The organism is Commensalibacter oyaizuii (assembly GCF_029953265.1).
Lineage (GTDB): Bacteria > Pseudomonadota > Alphaproteobacteria > Acetobacterales > Acetobacteraceae > Commensalibacter > Commensalibacter oyaizuii.
On the sequence record NZ_JASBAO010000001.1, the window covers coordinates 1,164,458 to 1,182,500 of the forward strand.

The 18,043-nt window shown below is 39.9% G+C and carries 13 protein-coding genes, 5 tRNA genes and 2 rRNA genes (1 of these 20 only partly in view); 11 read left to right on the forward strand and 9 right to left on the reverse strand.

Features of this window, described 5'->3' with window-relative positions; genetic code table 11:
* Positions 1 to 133: 133 nt before the first annotated feature.
* On the reverse strand, positions 134 to 1,714 hold the full coding sequence (locus QJV27_RS05150; protein ID WP_281447898.1) for a carbohydrate porin: 1,581 nt from the start codon (positions 1,712 to 1,714) through the stop codon (positions 134 to 136).
* Between the two features lie 465 nt (positions 1,715 to 2,179).
* A tRNA-Asn gene (locus QJV27_RS05155) sits at positions 2,180 to 2,255 on the reverse strand.
* Positions 2,256 to 2,351: 96 nt separating this feature from the next.
* On the opposite strand from QJV27_RS05155, the gene QJV27_RS05160 reads away from it, so the two are divergent.
* Positions 2,352 to 3,398 (forward strand): ABC transporter substrate-binding protein, encoded by a 1,047-nt coding sequence (locus tag QJV27_RS05160; RefSeq protein ID WP_281447899.1) that lies wholly within the window; start codon positions 2,352 to 2,354, stop codon positions 3,396 to 3,398.
* 61 nt (positions 3,399 to 3,459) lie between these two features.
* On the opposite strand, the gene QJV27_RS05165 is transcribed toward QJV27_RS05160, so the two are convergent.
* Complete coding sequence (locus QJV27_RS05165) at positions 3,460 to 4,449, reverse strand: ferritin-like domain-containing protein (RefSeq protein ID WP_281447900.1); 990 nt, start codon at positions 4,447 to 4,449, stop codon at positions 3,460 to 3,462.
* 38 nt (positions 4,450 to 4,487) lie between these two features.
* Entirely contained in the window at positions 4,488 to 5,159 is a 672-nt protein-coding gene (locus QJV27_RS05170; RefSeq protein WP_281447901.1) for an ATP-dependent Clp protease proteolytic subunit, read from the reverse strand.
* Positions 5,160 to 5,435: 276 nt separating this feature from the next.
* Here QJV27_RS05170 and QJV27_RS05175 point away from each other — a divergent pair, with 276 nt between their 5' ends.
* From QJV27_RS05175 to QJV27_RS05210, 8 genes are all read left to right on the forward strand, one after another.
* On the forward strand, positions 5,436 to 6,416 hold the full coding sequence (locus tag QJV27_RS05175; RefSeq protein WP_281447902.1) for a hypothetical protein: 981 nt from the start codon (positions 5,436 to 5,438) through the stop codon (positions 6,414 to 6,416).
* 44 nt (positions 6,417 to 6,460) lie between these two features.
* A complete protein-coding gene (locus QJV27_RS05180; RefSeq protein ID WP_281447903.1) occupies positions 6,461 to 7,648 on the forward strand; it encodes an LL-diaminopimelate aminotransferase in 1,188 nt (395 codons plus the stop codon).
* A 36-nt stretch (positions 7,649 to 7,684) separates the two neighbouring features.
* Positions 7,685 to 9,007 carry a homoserine dehydrogenase gene (locus tag QJV27_RS05185; RefSeq protein ID WP_281447904.1) on the forward strand — a complete coding sequence of 441 codons (1,323 nt, stop codon included), beginning with the start codon at positions 7,685 to 7,687 and terminating at the stop codon, positions 9,005 to 9,007.
* Between the two features lie 27 nt (positions 9,008 to 9,034).
* A complete protein-coding gene (glpX, locus tag QJV27_RS05190; RefSeq protein WP_408869617.1) occupies positions 9,035 to 10,033 on the forward strand; it encodes a class II fructose-bisphosphatase in 999 nt (332 codons plus the stop codon).
* A gap of 22 nt (positions 10,034 to 10,055) precedes the next feature.
* A complete protein-coding gene (gene recJ, locus QJV27_RS05195; RefSeq protein ID WP_281447906.1) occupies positions 10,056 to 11,873 on the forward strand; it encodes a single-stranded-DNA-specific exonuclease RecJ in 1,818 nt (605 codons plus the stop codon).
* Between the two features lie 61 nt (positions 11,874 to 11,934).
* Positions 11,935 to 12,010 (forward strand) — tRNA-Glu (locus QJV27_RS05200).
* A 113-nt stretch (positions 12,011 to 12,123) separates the two neighbouring features.
* Positions 12,124 to 12,199: transfer RNA gene (locus QJV27_RS05205), tRNA-Glu, on the forward strand.
* 108 nt (positions 12,200 to 12,307) lie between these two features.
* Positions 12,308 to 12,383, forward strand: a tRNA-Glu gene (locus QJV27_RS05210).
* A gap of 16 nt (positions 12,384 to 12,399) precedes the next feature.
* Here QJV27_RS05210 and QJV27_RS05215 read toward each other — a convergent pair.
* Positions 12,400 to 12,993 (reverse strand): abortive infection family protein, encoded by a 594-nt coding sequence (locus QJV27_RS05215; RefSeq protein ID WP_281447907.1) that lies wholly within the window; start codon positions 12,991 to 12,993, stop codon positions 12,400 to 12,402.
* Positions 12,994 to 13,235: 242 nt separating this feature from the next.
* Complete coding sequence (gene ilvD, locus QJV27_RS05220) at positions 13,236 to 15,071, reverse strand: dihydroxy-acid dehydratase (RefSeq protein ID WP_281447908.1); 1,836 nt, start codon at positions 15,069 to 15,071, stop codon at positions 13,236 to 13,238.
* Between the two features lie 366 nt (positions 15,072 to 15,437).
* On the opposite strand from ilvD, the gene QJV27_RS05225 reads away from it, so the two are divergent.
* Both QJV27_RS05225 and QJV27_RS05230 read left to right on the forward strand, forming a co-directional pair.
* Complete coding sequence (locus QJV27_RS05225; protein WP_281447909.1) at positions 15,438 to 15,950, forward strand: hypothetical protein; 513 nt, start codon at positions 15,438 to 15,440, stop codon at positions 15,948 to 15,950.
* A 66-nt stretch (positions 15,951 to 16,016) separates the two neighbouring features.
* Positions 16,017 to 16,352: a restriction endonuclease gene (locus QJV27_RS05230; protein ID WP_281448976.1), complete on the forward strand. Its 336-nt coding sequence runs from the start codon at positions 16,017 to 16,019 to the stop codon at positions 16,350 to 16,352.
* Between the two features lie 121 nt (positions 16,353 to 16,473).
* Here the strand turns inward: QJV27_RS05230 and QJV27_RS05235 are convergent.
* From QJV27_RS05235 to QJV27_RS05245, 3 genes are all read right to left on the reverse strand, one after another.
* Positions 16,474 to 16,550 (reverse strand) — tRNA-Met (locus QJV27_RS05235).
* Between the two features lie 275 nt (positions 16,551 to 16,825).
* Positions 16,826 to 16,941, reverse strand: a 5S ribosomal RNA gene (rrf, locus tag QJV27_RS05240).
* 105 nt (positions 16,942 to 17,046) lie between these two features.
* Positions 17,047 to 18,043 (reverse strand): 23S ribosomal RNA (locus QJV27_RS05245) (it continues 1,741 nt past the right edge of the window).

An 18,043-nucleotide genomic window follows, 5' to 3' on the forward strand; every position in this document is an offset into this window, starting at 1 on the left:
ATTAACGATCACAATCTCTTTACTAAAATAGCTATTATAAATATATGTTATTTAAATATAAAAAAATCCTAATAGATACTCAATAATTAGGTATCTATTAGGATCAATTATTAGTCATTTGATAAACGATTGTCTAAAAATCTACACGGCTTTTAAATCCAAGAAATGCAGCATCCTTGATGTTCTTTTGCGCATTTGGATGTATTTCATACTGAAAATCAGGTTGGAAACGAATACCTCTGTAAACATGAATAATATAAGTTAACTCAAAAGACGTTTCAGACGTTTGAATTCCTGTTGCACCCCCAATATTTCCAATAGGAAAACCATGAGCCAAATTATAACGTTGCGCATCACGCATTTTACCACTCATAATTTGATGGATAAATAAAATACCGAATGCATCCATTGGTCTTGCTTTCCAAAACCCTGTATCAATCATACCGACAATGACTTGGTTTTGGCGTTGAAATGTCAAAGGATTACTGTGTACAAAACCAACATATCCAATAACACCATTCAAATCACCAGGGCCATTACGATGTATCATTTGATCAAGTAACAACCATTCAACATCCCTGCCCCGTTTCCATCGTTGATCTGCACCATTCATCGCAGTAATATGTTGACCATTCAATCCGCTACCCCATACTGGATAAGGAGAGGTATCATAAGCAAAGCCAATCTTATAATGCCCAACTAATTCATTTTTACCCCAACGTGGTTCATACCCCATTTCAATAGGGAATTCTCCCCCCGCATTACCTGCAGTTCTAACAATTGCGGCCCAACCTGCGCGTTTACCACCCTCATTACCATAAGTATAACGATTGACTTGAAACATACCAATACGAATATAAAATTCAGGTAAAGGTCTAAATAAAGTGGTAATTCCCCATGTTGAATCTGGCCAAGCGTTAAACCCTCCTGCCTGTCCAGTTAATGGTTTTGGGTTTCCGCAAAGCCCGTTATTCATGAAATAACAGTGAATAGGGCTGGTCGCATAAAATCCACCAACGTTTGTACGACCAAAAGAGGTAACAATTTTACCATCCATAAAGTATTTATCGTTGTAAAGGTTTACAAGCTTTGCAACAACATTTCCCCCAGCACCGTAAATTTCTTGAACCGAGGTTATATTCTCTCCAACTAATTTACTGACAGGGGAACCATAACGTCCTAAAACTGTCATATGGGAAACCAAACCATCGGTTAACCAATTACGTCCAACCAAAGTCGCCCAATCAACGTCAAGGTTAGCGTCAACAGCACCGGCGTTGGTTGCCCCTTTTTTTTTACCCCCTGTAATATTCCCAGCAAACTCATTTTGGTTATCAAGATTGAAATTGATCCCACGCTGATATAACCAAGGTTGAATTCCCCCCCAATCTCCGAAAAGATGCTCAGGTTGCGGTAAAAGTGGATTTCCTTCTTTCTCAATTTTTGCGATATCTTTGGCATTACTTTGTACACGACCAATTGCCGTTTTCCAGTCACCACCACCACCAGCTGGCACTAAGTGCCAATCGGTCAGGCCACTCATTGAGACATCACTATCACTATCCACTGATTTAACAGCAGAGGCCTTTTGCCCTTCATCTTCTGCCTTAGCAAAAGAATTTAAAAAAGTGGCAGATCCCCCAAACATTATGCTAAAAAGTATATAAAATTCTTTTTTACGTAACAGACTGTTTTTAATACAAAATAATGCCATATTCACATATTACCATTTACTTGCTTAAAAATTTAAAACAACGATTGAATATAGTTTAATATCCCTGATATTCTTTAACAATGTCTTAACTTTTTTGATGTTAACAACTTCTTAATATAAATATTAATTTAAGCAAATCTCATAGTAAAATTAATGCGAATTAAGGCCCAAATAGTATAAAAAAATAAAGTGTTGAAATAATCACAACAAAAGATATATAAAAATTACTACTTTTATGGAAAACTTGCTCTATTTCCTGCCTTAACTAAACAGAAGCTTTCATACCGACAAAATCAAACAAATTGGCAACAAAATTTAAAGGATGTATAATGTGGATTAAAAACCATAATAAAGCCAGATTTATGGTTAACAATAATCGATTAGTATTTGGGGGGTAATTTATAAAAAGATAATTTCTTATATAATGCTTATGTTCAAGACATCTACGGCACTTTGGTATTGTGATGGCTCCCGAAGTAGGACTCGAACCTACGACCGAGCGATTAACAGTCGCTTGCTCTACCAACTGAGCTATTCGGGATCAGCCGTGAACACTCTATAGCCTAAATCGATATTAATGGTAAAGTGTTTTTTTTACTTTTTTTCATTTTTTTTCATTTAAGATATTATTCATTCTATGTCATCACACCAACAAGTACGCAACACATTGATTAAAAGAAGAAAATTAATATTGGGAATAGGATGTTCGGCATTACTTGCTGGTGCTGGTATTTATACCTATACTCAAACCATCCCCAACAGCAAACGCATTATAGAAGACTTCCCCCTTCAATCCATCCGTATTGCCTGGCCAAAAAATGAAGAAGATTCGCTATTAACTATTGCCCAAGAAAAAGATTTTTTCAAAAAATATGGTTTGAACGTAATCTTAGTTCCTTATATCGCCACCAGTTCTCAAGCTTTGGAATCGTTAAAGCAACGTCACTGCGATGCTGCTGTTTCATCTGCTTTAGATTGGTTACCAAATTTATTAACAGGTATGCCTGCTAAACTGCTCATAGGAATCAGTGGTGGTAATTTTCGTTTATTGGTTTCCCGTAAACAGAGAATTGATCGTTTGGCAGATTTTTCAGGGCTAAAGATCGCCACCCGCCCGAATGCGCAAAAAGAACGGCTGTTTTTTTCTATTTTGCTAAGGCGTAAAGGACTAAATCCAGATCAAAACGTAAAATGGATTGAAATGGAACCAGAGGAATTGCTACCTGCCTTATTATCAAATCAAGTGCAGGGTATTATCGGCAACGATCCTTTTATGTGGGAAATCCTCAATAATGCAAATAAACAAGTTTTTGAACTGGCTGGCAGCCAAAGTGGCAGCTGGAGTACAAGAATAAACCGTATATTAGGGATCAGTAACGATTTCTTATCGCAAAACCCTACAATTGTAAAACCCCTAGCCTTAAGCCTTTACGAGGCTTCACAGTGGCAAAATAAACACTTACAACAAACTAGTGTTCTATTAGCGGATCATTCAAAACAAATGAATGCTTCACAAATTTTATCTATGCTGAAAAATCAAAATCAGAATATTATTCCCATTAACAACAAATTATGGGAGCAAGTCGCTCAGTATATTGACGAATTCAAACTGTTAGGTCGTATTTCCAATAATGTAAAATCCAGCCGAGAAGCAAGACAATTTTGTCTAAATGTCCCTATATAAAAAAGTCTTTCCTTTCAAATAAAGAAGAAAAGACTTTTAAATAAACGCAACATCAAAAAAACTAAGTTAATTGCTTGTTTGCAAGTTTTTTAGGTAATAACTTAATAATCAACTTTGTTAATATCGGGGCAGTTTTTGGTCGCAATAATCGTCGATCATATCCGGCAAAACGGCGTGTATTTTCATCCAAACACAGCTGTAAAAACTCTTTTAACGTAGTTTTCTGACTGCTTAATTCACTGACACCGTTAATGGTAAAATTATTATCTTCATAATATTCTTTACCATTAACATCGACACCTTTTATCAGTCCCAAACGTTCATAAATTAAAAAACCATGCACGGCCAGAACTTTTAATTCAAATCGAACCCTTTGCAACCAGGACAAGTTTGCACGATGCCAAGCCAACCAATTGGCAAATAATAGGATATGACGACATTCTTCCTGCATGACAGGTTCAAATGTTTCGACCAGTTCCTTGGAAAAAAAACCGGATTTTTCAGCAATAGCAAACAATCCGAACGCAAAAAAACTATCCCAACATTCGCTAAACCCTGTTACCATATAGGCCCATTCTGCATCCTTGGGTGCTTCATAAGGGGGTTCAGATGCTAATGGTATGTCGTAGAATTTTACCAAATCAGCTAAAACCTCTTTATGACGATTTTCTTCCCAAGCATTCCGTGCAATTGCGTCGGCCATCTCTGGGTCAAGGAGTTCTTTAACATATGCAGCCATTCTAAGCCGTGCTTTACCTTCAGTATGTACGGCAATATCCCAAATAGGCAAACTTTTCAGTCGATTAATTTCGTCTGTGCTTAACTTGGGCCAATCCATAAAAGTTGGCCTGTAAGGATTAAATGTCTCGCGAAACATCTGAGCAACCATTTGTTTATGTTCCTTACTGCCAACCTTAATTGATCCAGGAATGGAACTCATCCAATGGCGTACACGATAGTTCATCTCCTCCAACTCTTTATCAGAGCTAGGTTGAGGCAAATCATGTAAATTCTCAGGTAGTTTTGAGTAAATCGCTTCTAAATCAGACATTTAACTAGAAAGCTCCATAAAATTCGTATTAAAAAGAATTATTTTAAATCAGACCATTTTGTCATAATACGACTGACTAAACCATACTCAATTGCTTCTTTTGCAGACATCCAATAGTTCCGATCTGTGTCTTTAGCAATTTTTTCATAAGTGTGCCCAGTTTCTTTAGCAAAAATATGATTTAACCGTTCACGCATTTTTAAAATTTCGCGCGCCTCAATATCGATATCTGTTGCTGGACCACGAACACCGCCCATAGGTTGATGTAATAAGAAACGTGTATTTGGCAAACAAAGACGGCGATCTTTATGACCTGCAGCAAAAATCAATGCCCCCGCTGATGCCACCCATCCTGTACCAATCATATTGATTGGGGCATGATCATCGACAAAACGAATCATATCGTGAATAGTATCGCCACTTTCGACATGCCCACCAGGAGAGTTCACATAAATATCAATTGGACGATCAGATTCATAAGCCAATGCTAATAAACGTGCAGTAACTTCTTTGGCAAGCTTATCATTGACTTCACCAAAAATAAGAATTTTACGTTCTTTTAAAAGTTTATTTTCTAATGCATTACTTGAAGCAGGGTCTTCATCACTTTTTTTAGGATTATCAGGTTGTTCAGAAGGATTTACGGGATCCTCTGGATCATTTTCATCTGAACGCACCTTATTATGTTCTGCATTTTGCATAAACTTCATTAATTTATCCCTTAAAATAAAATAAATTGATTATTTTCACTTAATATTTAAGATGATTTTCTTCTTAAAACCCTTTTATACACCTTAATAAACAGAATAGAAATAATTTAGATTTTTTTTCAGACATTAATACTGAATATCGCAATAAACTGTTCTTTATTGCAACAAATCATGATTATTTTTCAATGACTGCAAATGGGAAATAGCGTATTTAAGAAAAAATCTATAATAATGTTTAAATTCATTAACGCTATTTTAAAATGTTGAGGTTATAGAGTGCCAGTTATCTACCAACCATTTTTTCGTTATAGTATTTTAGTAGGTCTTTTTTGTCTTGGTGGCTGTGCTAGTAGCCCAATGATAAAAACACCTGTCGGCTGGTATCATAATCTGGAAGGCGGGATTATCGCACAACCCAGACTACCTGCCCCAGGCCATGATCAATCCTATCCCTATGTAGGATTGACCCCAACACAAGCACCCCCTTTACCCTCTCCTGCGTTACGGCAGGAAATTACACATACATTGTCGCAAGATAAAACCCTTTCTGCATGGCAAGACACTGTTGATCCATTAGAAATTCCTAAAATTCCACCAGCACCCCGACAATCACCACAAAATACTCAACCATCAGAGACTCCTAAAACTGCACAAAATACTTCGCCCCAAACTGAAGACCAGTCATCTTCTGCAACTTTGGATGCTGCAGGACAAGATCCTAGTTCTGATCAAAAAAACGGTAAAGCGTCCTCAACATCAAAAGACGCCAAGGCGTTCCATCGCGCACCAGAACCCAAAGTGCCTGTTGTCATGCCTGAGTTACGTGCAAAAATTGACGATCAGGCCGTTGTTATTCCTGCCATTCCCGTAAATCCGCCATCGCCTCCGCAATATCCTGGATTTAACATTCCTGCTGATGCCAATTTACCAGCACCATTTCGTCCTTCTGCTTTACCCCTAGAGGCTCCCAGAGGTGAATTGATCCGTTTCCCATTAGGGTCAGATGCCCCTTCTGAAAAACAAGATAAGACAATTAATTCTATTGCATGGCAACGAAATGGACGTATGATCTTTGTTCACGGTTATGGGGACGCAGATTCTATCAACGCAGATGCACAAGCCAATGCACTTTCTTTGGCATTGTTACGAGCAAAAGCAGTTGCTAAAATGTTAATCGCCCATAACGTGCCTGAATCATCTATTGCGCTTCGCGCCCATGCCATTGGTCACGGCGTGCGAATTCGTATGGATGAATAATTATTTAACTATTTTCATTGATTATTAATTGAATCGAGTTACCCATGAATGAAGAATTCCATCGTATCCGTCGCCTTCCACCGTATGTCTTTGCTGAAGTAAATGCGGCCAAAAAGGCAGCGCGAGCACGGGGGGAGGATATCATTGATTTGGGGATGGGTAACCCAGACAGTAATCCGCCCCCACATGTTGTACAAAAACTGGTTGAAGCAACCACGTCCTCTTCCCGCGTGCACGGATATTCTGTCAGCCGTGGAATTACTGGTCTGCGCAAAGCACTAACAAATTATTATCAACGCCGCTTTAACGTAACCCTTGACCCTGAGACAGAAGCAATAGTGACGTTAGGCTCAAAAGAAGGCTTGGCAAACTTGGCTTCAGCTATTACCAGTCCTGGGGATACTATATTAGTTCCCAATCCTTCTTACCCTATACATCAGTTTGGATTTATTATTGCGGGTGCTGCCGTTCGCTCTATCCCAGCAACCCCAGATGAAAGAATGCTAGAAGCATTATATAGGGCGGTCAAACACTCCGTACCCAAGCCTACTGTTTTAATTGTCAATTTTCCCTCTAATCCGACAGCAGATTTGGCAACACTAGACTTTTATCGTGAACTGGTGGATTTTGCGAAAAAAGAGTCCATTTGGATTTTATCTGATTTAGCTTACGCTGAAATTTATTTCGAAGATCAAATCCCCCCCTCAATTCTCGAGGTTCCAGGGGCAAAAGACATTGCTGTTGAATTTACCTCAATGTCTAAAACCTATTCAATGGCAGGCTGGCGCATTGGCTTTGCAGCAGGCAATCCAAAATTAATTGCAGCATTAACCCGCATTAAATCTTATTTGGATTACGGGGCTTTTACCCCTATTCAAGTTGCTTCTGTTGCCGCATTAAACGGCCCGCAAGACTATGTTGACGATATGCGAGCCCTCTATAAAGACAGACGCGATACCATTATCAAAGGATTACACGCTGCTGGATGGAATGTTCCCTCTCCTGCGGCATCTATGTTCGCGTGGGCTCCGATCCCAGAACCATTTAAACATATGGGCAGTGTCGAATTTTCCAAACTTTTATTAAAAGAGGCTCAAGTTGCCGTTGCCCCAGGTTTGGGCTTTGGCGAACATGGGGACGACTTTGTTCGTATTGGAATGGTTGAAAATACGCAAAGATTAAGGCAAGCTTGTCGTTCAATCAAAACGTTTATGAATAAATATTCTAAATAATTTTATCCACTATTTTAGTAAACTGGAGAACATTTTATGAGTAACCCGTCTTCCCAAAAACCTTTGAAATTAGGTATTGCTGGTCTTGGGACAGTAGGGGCAGGTGTTGTACGTCTTTTACAAACCAACGCCCAATCTGTGACACACAGAGCTGGACGCCCTATTGAAATTATTGCCATTAGTGCAAAAAATCGGGATAAAAATCGGGGAATTGATCTGTCCCATATTCAATGGTACGATAATCCGTTAGATCTTGCTGCTGATCCAAATATTGATATTATCGTTGAATTAATTGGCGGGGCAAACGGGATTGCTCATGAATTGGTTTACGCTGCATTAAATGCAAACAAAGGTGTTGTAACCGCCAACAAGGCGTTAATTGCGTTACATGGTAATGATTTAGCAAAATTAGCAGAACAAAAAAAATTACCCTTATTGTTCGAAGCAGCCGTTGCTGGCGGTATTCCTGTCATTAAGACAATTAAAGAGGCATTAACAGCAGATCGTTTAAAGAGAATTGGTGGTATCTTAAACGGAACCTGTAACTATATTTTAACCGCTATGGCTAAAACAGGATGTCAGTTTGATGAAATCCTGAAAGAAACCCAAGAACTGGGATATGCCGAAGCTGATCCATCCACCGATATTGATGGCTTTGATGCAGCTCACAAACTTGCTATTTTGGCAAGTTTGGGTTTTGGGCATACAATCAATTTCAAAGATGTTTTTGTTGAAGGGATTCGTGGGATTAACCCCTGTGACCTTCATTACGCTCAGGAATTGGGCTATGTAATTAAATTGGTTGGAATGGCACAACAGCATAAAGATAATCGGATCGAATTACGAGTTCACCCAGCTCTATTACCTAATGATGCTCCTTTGGCACGGGTCAATGGGGTAACCAATGCCGTGTTTACTGAAGGTGAGTTCTCAGGACGCTTAATGTTAGAAGGTGCTGGTGCTGGCGAAGGGCCAACTTCTACAGCCGTCAGTGCTGATATTATTGATTTGGCACGAGGAAACACCATTCCCATGTGGGGAACGGATTGGAATGGATTAACCCCAGCCACTGTCATCCCTCAATCCGAATTCAATAAAGCTTACTATATTCGTTTGATGGTTGTTGATCAGCCTGGTGTTGTGGCCGACATTGCCACTATTTTAAAAGAACATCATGTTTCTTTACGCAGTTTATTGCAACATGGAACAATAACCACACAAACGCAAAAAGAAATCGTCCCCATTATTTTGGTAACTCATCAAACCAGAGAAAACTCATTATTACAGGCATTAGAGGCTATTCAAAAGCTGCCTGTTATCACAGAAAAACCTGTTATGATTCGTATAGAAGAAGCATAACCATCACCTTACAAAGGACTTATGACGATGCCGTTATCCCCTCATTCCTCAACCTACACTGTATCAGATCGCAATTTGGCTCTCGAATTGGTTCGGGTTACAGAAGCGGCTGCTATTAAATCTTTTCATTGGATTGGTCGTGGTCAAAAAAATGAGGCAGACAACGCCGCTGTTGAAGGGATGCGCCATGCTTTTGATACAGTTGCAATTTCTGGCACTGTTGTCATTGGTGAAGGAGAAATGGACGAAGCACCAATGCTATATATTGGTGAGAAAGTAGGTTCAGGTGGCCCTAAAATGGATATCGCCGTTGATCCATTAGAAGGAACAAATCTGGTTGCCAAAAATCTGCCTGATGCCATCACGGTTGTGGCCTTGGCTGAACAAGGTCAATTTTTGCATGCACCTGATATTTACATGGACAAAATTGCCATTGGCCCAGGATATCCTGAAGGGGTCATTGATCTAGATAACAATATTGAAACCAATCTTAAAAACCTGGCAAAAGCTAAAAAAGTTGATATTTCTGAATTAACCCTCAGTGCTTTGGATCGTGAACGTCATCAGCCCATGATTGCCAAAGCACGCGAAGTTGGTGTGCGTATTAAGCTGCTGTCAGATGGGGATGTCGCTGGAATTATTGCAACCTGTATCCCAGACAGCAATGTCGATATCTATGTGGGCTCTGGCGGCGCACCAGAAGGTGTATTGGCTGCCGCTGCATTACGTTGTTTTGATGGTCAAATGCAAGGAAGATTATTGTTTGAAGATCAAAGTCAAATTGATCGTGCCAAAACCATGAACCCTAGCGACCCTCAACGTAAACTGTCCCTAACCGATATGGCCAGTGGGCATGTATTATTTTCTGCAACTGGCGTTACAAATGGCAGCATCTTAAAAGGAGTACAATGGCGGGGTGATTACGTATGGACCAATTCCATTGTTACCCGTTCCCATTCTAAAACAGTAAGATTTGTCAACGCACGCCATCATGTGCTAACAAAACCTATGGATATTAATAAATAACATTTTTTGTAATTATTGTGCAGTGACTGAAAACCATTCCTCTTCCGAAGCTTCCCTTGTTCTTAATACTAAGCAAAGTTTTTCTGGTCGACGATGGTTATGGCGGCAATCTTCGTCCCACGATCCAATGACCTTGGATCGTTATGCCCAGTTGATTGCCCAAAAGGCTTCTATTTCTGAAATTGTCGGAAAAATGATTGCTATCAGAGGGGTATCACCTGAACAAGTAAATCACTTCTTGTCCCCGACCTTACGCAGCTTATTACCCGATCCATCTTGCTTAAAAGATATGGATATTGCTGCCAATCGCATTGCCAAGGCTGTTATCAATCATGAGAAAATTGCTATTTTTGGTGATTATGACGTTGATGGAGGATGTTCTACTGCCATTTTAACAGATCTATTCACCGGTTTGGGGATAGACCCTGTTACTTATATCCCCGATCGATTCAAAGAAGGATACGGTCCTAATGTTCCCGCCATTGAAGGACTGGTCCAACAGGGGATAGATTTAATTATTTGCGTCGACTGTGGCACGGCAGCCCATCATATTTTTCGCGAAATCCCACAAGACAAAACCGATATTGTCGTCCTAGATCATCATAAATCGGAAACACCGCCCCCTATTTTAGCAACTGTTAATCCTAATCGTTTAGATTGCACATCTGGCCTGGGATATTTATGTGCGGGGGGGGTCAGTTTTTTAACCGCCGTTGCTGTCATTCGTGCATTAAGACAACAAAAATTCTTTGAAAATCATCCCGAACCTAATTTATTCAATCTTTTAGATTTGGTTGCTTTGTCAACCGTTTGCGACGTCATGCCCCTAACGGGCCTAAATCGTGCTTTGGTAACCCAAGGCTTGAAAATTATGGCCAAACGAGAGCGCATTGGTATAGCTGCTTTATTAGATGTTGCAGGGGTAAATAACACTCCTGATGCCTTTAGCTGTGGTTTCGCGCTTGGCCCACGAATTAATGCAGGGGGGCGTATTTCTGAATCTGACTTGGGGGTAAGATTGCTGACTTGCAAAAACCCTGTTGAAGCCCATCAATTAGCAGAACGCTTGGATACCATCAATAAACAACGCCAATCTGTTGAAAAAGACATGCTGCAAAATGCTATTGACCGCGCGATGAAACAACACGAGCAAGGCAATTCCGTTATTATGTTACATGACCTGCAATGGCATCCTGGTATCGTTGGTATCGTTGCAGGACGAATTAAGGAACAAATAAATAGACCTACTTTAATCGGGGCGGAACTATCCGATGGCACAGTTAAAGGTTCAGGGCGATCAATTCCAGGTTTAGATTTAGGGGCTGCAATTATTGCAGCAAAACAAGCAGGATTGTTACTGCATGGTGGTGGGCATGCGATGGCTGCGGGATATAGCTATCATATCGATCAAGCCCCGATGCTGCATGACTTTCTTAATAAGTATTTAGCAAAAGCAGCACAATGCCCCACTGTCGTTGATTTAGAAATTGAAGGTATTACCACCCTTGCTGGTGCATCCGTAGAGTTAGCTAAACAAATCGAGAGACTGACCCCTTTTGGTAATGGCAATGATGAACCTTTAATCGTATTATCCAACGTGCATATTCTTCGTTCTGATCGAATCGGCAAAGACGGCAATACCTTACGCCTTACTCTGCAAGGGGAAGATGGTGCAAGCATCAAGGCTTTGATCTTCAAAGCAGATCAAAATCCCATTGTCCCTTTTTTAGAAGATTTCAACAATCGCCGTCCCGTTCATTTGGCTGGATGGTTGCGGGTTAATAGCTGGAATGGCAGGGAAAGTGCAGATTTTTTCATAAAAGATGCGACTTTTGCATGAAAAAAATTTTTTTCTCTTGACCTGTTTCTTATATCCATGTATCAAGAGCGTCATTGCCTCTGTCCCGTTCGTCTAGAGGCCTAGGACATCGCCCTTTCACGGCGGCAACACGGGTTCGAATCCCGTACGGGACGCCAATAAAATAGTTATTGGTTCGTATATATCATATACAATATATGGCTTTCAAACGATTTGGTTACTTAATCGTTTTGTTTTATTCTTGTACTATAATCAAGAGTACATTGCCTCTGTCCCGTTCGTCTAGAGGCCTAGGACATCGCCCTTTCACGGCGGCAACACGGGTTCGAATCCCGTACGGGACGCCAATAGTAATTGGTTCATATATATCATATACAATATATGACTTTCAAACGTGTTAGTTACCTAATCGTTTTGTTTTGTTCTTGCATTATACTTAAGAACACATCGCCTCTGTCCCGTTCGTCTAGAGGCCTAGGACGCTGCCTTCTCAAGGCGGTAACACGGGTTCGAATCCCGTACGGGATGCCACTAATTTTCTATTAAATTATTGTTCAAATTTTTCTTTCTCAATATCTTTAATAAAACGTAAAATAAGATTTATACTGCTAAATATAAATCTTGCTTCACAATATTCTAATAAATCATTGTCATGTGCTAAAGATTTATTATTTCGAATATCATTTAATTTATTAAAAACATTAATTGAACTTTTGATAATTGTTTCTGAAGTAGCCGTTAAATTCTTGTCATTCTTTAATAATTTTATATATTTACCAACACGACTATATAAAGGATCGCTTTCCTCGCAAATTGTTTTATCTTCTTGCAAGATTAAATAAGCAAATTTCTTCATAGAGTATGTATGAAGACGATCCATAGCAACATGGGGTTTATTATTATCAATATATTGTTTAATAGATTGAACCAACTCTTCTAAAGTCAGATCTTTTATAAAAGTATCTACCCCATCAGCCTGAATAACATCTCCTTTATTTTCAATCCTCTCAAGCAATTGTAAAAAGCAATTTTCTATACGAATCTTCTCTTCAACTGTCTCATCAGAAAGAGAATTATTTGTTCGATACTCCCACAAATTTTTTAAAACTCGTATAACAATACTTGATGATTCAATTTCCACAAATGCCCGTAAGCGTTTAGCTTTAGAATCTCCATTAATCGCATATTTTCACTATAAATATCGATATTGAATTCATCGTGAAAATGCTCTGAAAAAGATTTATTTGAAAAATCTAACACATATCCACCACGCATTCTGAATGCATCATCTATGATTTTCATTTCATGATATTTTAATTGAACCATAATCTTTATATAAAAAAACAACCCTATAGAAAAATTTCTATAGGGTTGTTTTAAAACCTATTCAAACAACTCTTTATTTCTAACCGCACCCTTATCCGCACTGGTGGCCATCATCGCATAGGCTTTTAACGCCATGCTGACTTTTCTGGCACGAGGCTTGGCAGGTTTCCAGCCCTTTTGATCTTGTTCACTGCGGCGTCTTTGTAATTCAGTATCCGTGACATTTAAAACAATAGAACGCTGAGGAATATTAATCGTAATTTTATCCCCATCCTGAACCAAACCAATAGCCCCACCTGACGCAGCCTCTGGAGATACGTGACCAATCGAAAGCCCAGAAGTCCCCCCAGAAAAACGACCATCGGTTAATAATGCACAGACTTTGCCCAAATTTTTAGATTTTAAATAACTGGTTGGATAAAGCATTTCCTGCATGCCTGGCCCTCCTTTTGGCCCTTCATACCGAATAACTACAATATCACCAGGTTGAATTTGATCACCTAAAATCCCTTCAACAGCGGCATCTTGACTTTCAAAGACTTTTGCTTTGCCTTCGAAGGTTAAAATAGATTGATCAACCCCAGCTGTTTTTACAACACAACCATCTTCAGCAATATTCCCATATAGAACCGCCAATCCACCATCTTGTGAATAAGCATGTTCTGCGGTTCGAATACATCCTTCTTGACGATCTGTATCCAAGCTTTTCCAACGAGAATCTTGGCTAAACGCTTGCTGTGTTGGTACGCCACCTGGTGCTGCCTTAAAGAATTTTAACACAGCTTCATCTTTGGTTGACATAATATCCCATTGGGCAATAGCTTCAGCCATCGTAGCAGCATGAATGGTTTTAACATCGGTGTGCAATAAGCCACCTCTGGCCAATTCTGCTAAAATCGCAAAAATACCCCCTGCCCGATGCACATCTTCGATGTGGTATTTTTGAGTATTTGGTGCAACTTTACATAGTTGTGGAATCTTACGAGATAACTGATCAATTTCTCTTAATGTAAACGGAACTTCACCTTCTTGCGCCACGGCAAGTAAATGCAAAATTGTGTTCGTTGATCCCCCCATTGCAATATCCAGCGCCATCGCATTTTCAAATGCTTTGATCGTAGCAATCGAACGTGGTAAAATACTATCGTCGTTTTGTTCATAATATTGTCTGCATAGCTCAACAATTCTGCGACCTGCTTTCTTAAACAAAGATTCACGATCTTTATGGGTTGCCAATGTCGTTCCATTTCCTGGAAAAGATAATCCCAAGGCTTCGGTTAAACAATTCATTGAATTGGCAGTAAACATCCCAGAACACGATCCACATGTTGGACAAGCTGAGCGTTCGTACTCCGTTACATGATCATCAGAAACAGTGTTGTCCCCTGCCATCACCATGGCATCGATTAGATCAAGTTTATGATCAGAAACATTACTTTTCCCAGCTTCCATCGGACCACCAGAAACAAAAATCACGGGAATGTTTAATCGCATTGAGGCCATCAACATACCTGGTGTGATCTTATCACAATTGGAAATACAGACCATTGCATCCGCGCAATGGGCATTCACCATATACTCCACAGAATCAGCAATAATTTCACGACTGGGCAAAGAATACAACATTCCATCATGCCCCATAGCAATCCCATCATCCACGGCGATGGTATTAAATTCTTTTGTCACACCACCCGCGGCTTCTATTTCACGGGCAACGATATCACCCAAGTCCTTTAAATGTACATGGCCAGGCACGAATTGCGTAAACGAGTTCACCACAGCAATAATAGGTTTGTTAAAATCCCCATCTTTCATCCCCGTCGCCCGCCATAAAGCACGAGCACCAGCCATATTTCGACCTTGAGTAGAAGTATGTGAACGATATTTGGGCATTTAATCAATCCTGTTACAAAATTAATAATATATTAAAATATATTCAACTTTTTTCGGAAAATTTCAAGGATAACCTTTGAAACATTATCCATTTAAATCTTAAAGACAAATATGTACCAACATATCACCACAATCTTTTTCTTTTAATAGCAATTTGTAATATATGCATAATTTAAGACCTATTTTATTGTATGGTTTTCTATTAATCCATAAAATCACTATCTAATTTATATTTCATTTTTGCTTTATTACGTAGTTATAAAATGCTAAATTATAATGTTCCTTTGCAATCATTTGTATGAATCTATCAATATAAGCTCTTAGTAAATTAAAGAATGTAAAGACATAAATCAGAAAGAGGCTTTTATGAATATAAATATAACCCCTCGTCTAATTGATTTAACTTATGAAGCTCTTCTCAAGTCTTATTGGAGAAAAGAGGCTCTTAAAAAATTTCTTATATCGTCTCATATTTCTTCTTCATTCATTGCAACTTGGTTACATGAGGAACGCAAACGTGATTTTTTGGATAGGCTCTTTGATAGACTACAACAGGCAGAAAAAGGCAAAGCTGTCATTTCTCACATGGCACATAGCCTCTCAGAGCAATCCACTTTTCCTGACCTCAGATACTGGGAAGATTCTGATTTGAAAATACAAGCTGCCCACAAAGCAATTCAAGAGCTAAAATCATATTTAAAACAACTAAATGAACAAGCTACATCTGAAAAAGAGCGTTTAGAAATACAAAAGCAAGCACGAATTGAAAAAGAACGCATTCAACGATCACAAACTGATAAGCACAAACTGCAACAAGGATTTGAGGCATTACAATCTCAAATAGGAACACAAGAAGGAGGATATGCTTTTGAAAAGTAGGTTTATCAATTACTTGATTTTTGTGAAATCCAAAATAAACGCCCATATATTACTAGTGGTAGACAAATAGATGGTTCTTTAACCCACGAAGGGACAACCTATCTTTTGGAACTAAAATTCACAAAAAATCAGTCTGGAGCTCCAGAGATCGATTCCTTAAAAGCAAAAGTCAACAAAATGGCAGATAATACAATGGGAATAATGATATCAGTAAGCGGTTACAGTAAAGTAGCAATTTCGGAAGCATCTGGCAGCAAAACGACATTAATCACTATAGACGCAAGTCATCTATACCTATTTTTCTCAGGTGTCATGAATTTTAAAGAAATTATTTCAAGGGTTAGACGCCACGCCTCGCAAACAGGTCAAGCGTACTTACCAGCAAATGAATTTTGTAGTTGAACGACTAAACTGCCACACTATATAGGAATCTTTATAATTTCTTTAATATGAGAGAAATTTAAGGCTAATAATCGATACGCTTTTTTGCTTTTTTATTTTTTATATATGATGTGGTATAATTTGGGAGCGGGGAGAGGATTTGAACCTCTGACCTTCAGGTTATGAGCCTGACGAGCTACCGGGCTGCTCCACCCCGCATTGGGTGTATATGCCTGAGTGATTTGGGTTCATAAGTTTTCCCAATGGCATATAGGTAACTGAGTTATTTTTTAGATGGTGAGCTCAGTTATATTATAGATCTGAATTGCGCTAAATTGTTAATGAAGGCTTATTCAGATGGTTAATTTTTTTAATCATTAATGGAATAATTATTAATGAAGATTGATATTTATAATCCGTGAGTGGATGCTGGTTAATTGATGGTGATTAACGTGTTGGATTATAGTGTAATTTTTAAATGGGTATATTAGAAGACCTGGCGGCGACCTACTTTCCCATGCCTTAAGACATAGTATCATGGGCGCTGGGGGTTTTCACGGCCGAGTTCGGGATGGGATCGGGTGGTTCACTCCCCGCCATTGCCACCAGGTCATCTAATATACCCTTTTGTTTATTGGTATTGTGAGTTTATGGTTGGTTAATTTGATTGGATAGTTTTATAAGAGTGACTGATATGAGTGTATGTGTGTTTAGTAGAGTAAGTGCAAGGGCGATTAGTATCAGTTAGCTGCACATGTTTCCATGCTTTCACACCTGACCTATTAACGTGATGGTCTATCACGGCCCGTAATGAGACCTGGTTTTGAGGGGGGTTTCCCGCTTAGATGCTTTCAGCGGTTATCCTTTCCATACTTAGCTACCCGGCGGTGCTGCTGGCGCAACAACCGGTACACCAGAGGTATGTTCACCCCGGTCCTCTCGTACTAGGGGCAAATCCTCTCAAGTCTCGACATCCACGGCAGATAGGGACCGAACTGTCTCACGACGTTCTAAACCCAGCTCACGTACCACTTTAATCGGCGAACAGCCGAACCCTTGGGACCTGCTCCAGCCCCAGGATGTGATGAGCCGACATCGAGGTGCCAAACCTCCCCGTCGATGTGGACTCTTGGGGGAGATCAGCCTGTTATCCCTAGAGTACCTTTTATCCGTTGAGCGATGGCCCTTCCACGTGGAACCACCGGATCACTATGGCCGACTTTCGTCTCTGCTCGAGCTGTCACTCTCGCAGTCAGGCGGGCTTATGCCATTGCACTCAACAGCCGATGTCCGACCGGCTTGAGCCCACCATCGCGCGCCTCCGTTACTTTTTGGGAGGCGACCGCCCCAGTCAAACTGCCCACCATGCAGGGTCCCAATCCAGGCTTACTGGATATGGTTAGACATCAAAAAAACTCAGGGTGGTATTTCAAGGATGGCTCCACAAAGACTGGCGCCTTTGCTTCAAAGCCTCCCACCTATCCTACACAGCGTTTTCCTGATGCCACTACAAAGTTGCAGTAAAGGTTCATAGGGTCTTTCCGTCTGACCGCGGATACCCCGCATCTTCACGGGGAATTCAATTTCGCTGAGCCGATGCTGGAGACAGCGGGGAAGTCGTTACGCCATTCGTGCAGGTCGGAACTTACCCGACAAGGAATTTCGCTACCTTAGGACCGTTATAGTTACGGCCGCCGTTTACCGGGGCTTCA

What these genes read in the sequence shown, in the direction of transcription:
- ilvD (WP_281447908.1), bottom strand. Translation starts at nt 15,071, where the DNA reads ATGCCCAAATATCGTTCACATACTTCTACTCAAGGTCGAAATATGGCT.
- QJV27_RS05225 (WP_281447909.1), top strand. Translation starts at nt 15,438, where the DNA reads ATGAATATAAATATAACCCCTCGTCTAATTGATTTAACTTATGAAGCT.
- QJV27_RS05180 (WP_281447903.1), top strand. Translation starts at nt 6,461, where the DNA reads ATGAATGAAGAATTCCATCGTATCCGTCGCCTTCCACCGTATGTCTTT.
- QJV27_RS05160 (WP_281447899.1), top strand. Translation starts at nt 2,352, where the DNA reads ATGTCATCACACCAACAAGTACGCAACACATTGATTAAAAGAAGAAAA.
- QJV27_RS05185 (WP_281447904.1), top strand. Translation starts at nt 7,685, where the DNA reads ATGAGTAACCCGTCTTCCCAAAAACCTTTGAAATTAGGTATTGCTGGT.
- QJV27_RS05170 (WP_281447901.1), bottom strand. Translation starts at nt 5,159, where the DNA reads ATGAAGTTTATGCAAAATGCAGAACATAATAAGGTGCGTTCAGATGAA.
- QJV27_RS05165 (WP_281447900.1), bottom strand. Translation starts at nt 4,449, where the DNA reads ATGTCTGATTTAGAAGCGATTTACTCAAAACTACCTGAGAATTTACAT.
- glpX (WP_408869617.1), top strand. Translation starts at nt 9,035, where the DNA reads ATGCCGTTATCCCCTCATTCCTCAACCTACACTGTATCAGATCGCAAT.
- QJV27_RS05150 (WP_281447898.1), bottom strand. Translation starts at nt 1,714, where the DNA reads ATGGCATTATTTTGTATTAAAAACAGTCTGTTACGTAAAAAAGAATTT.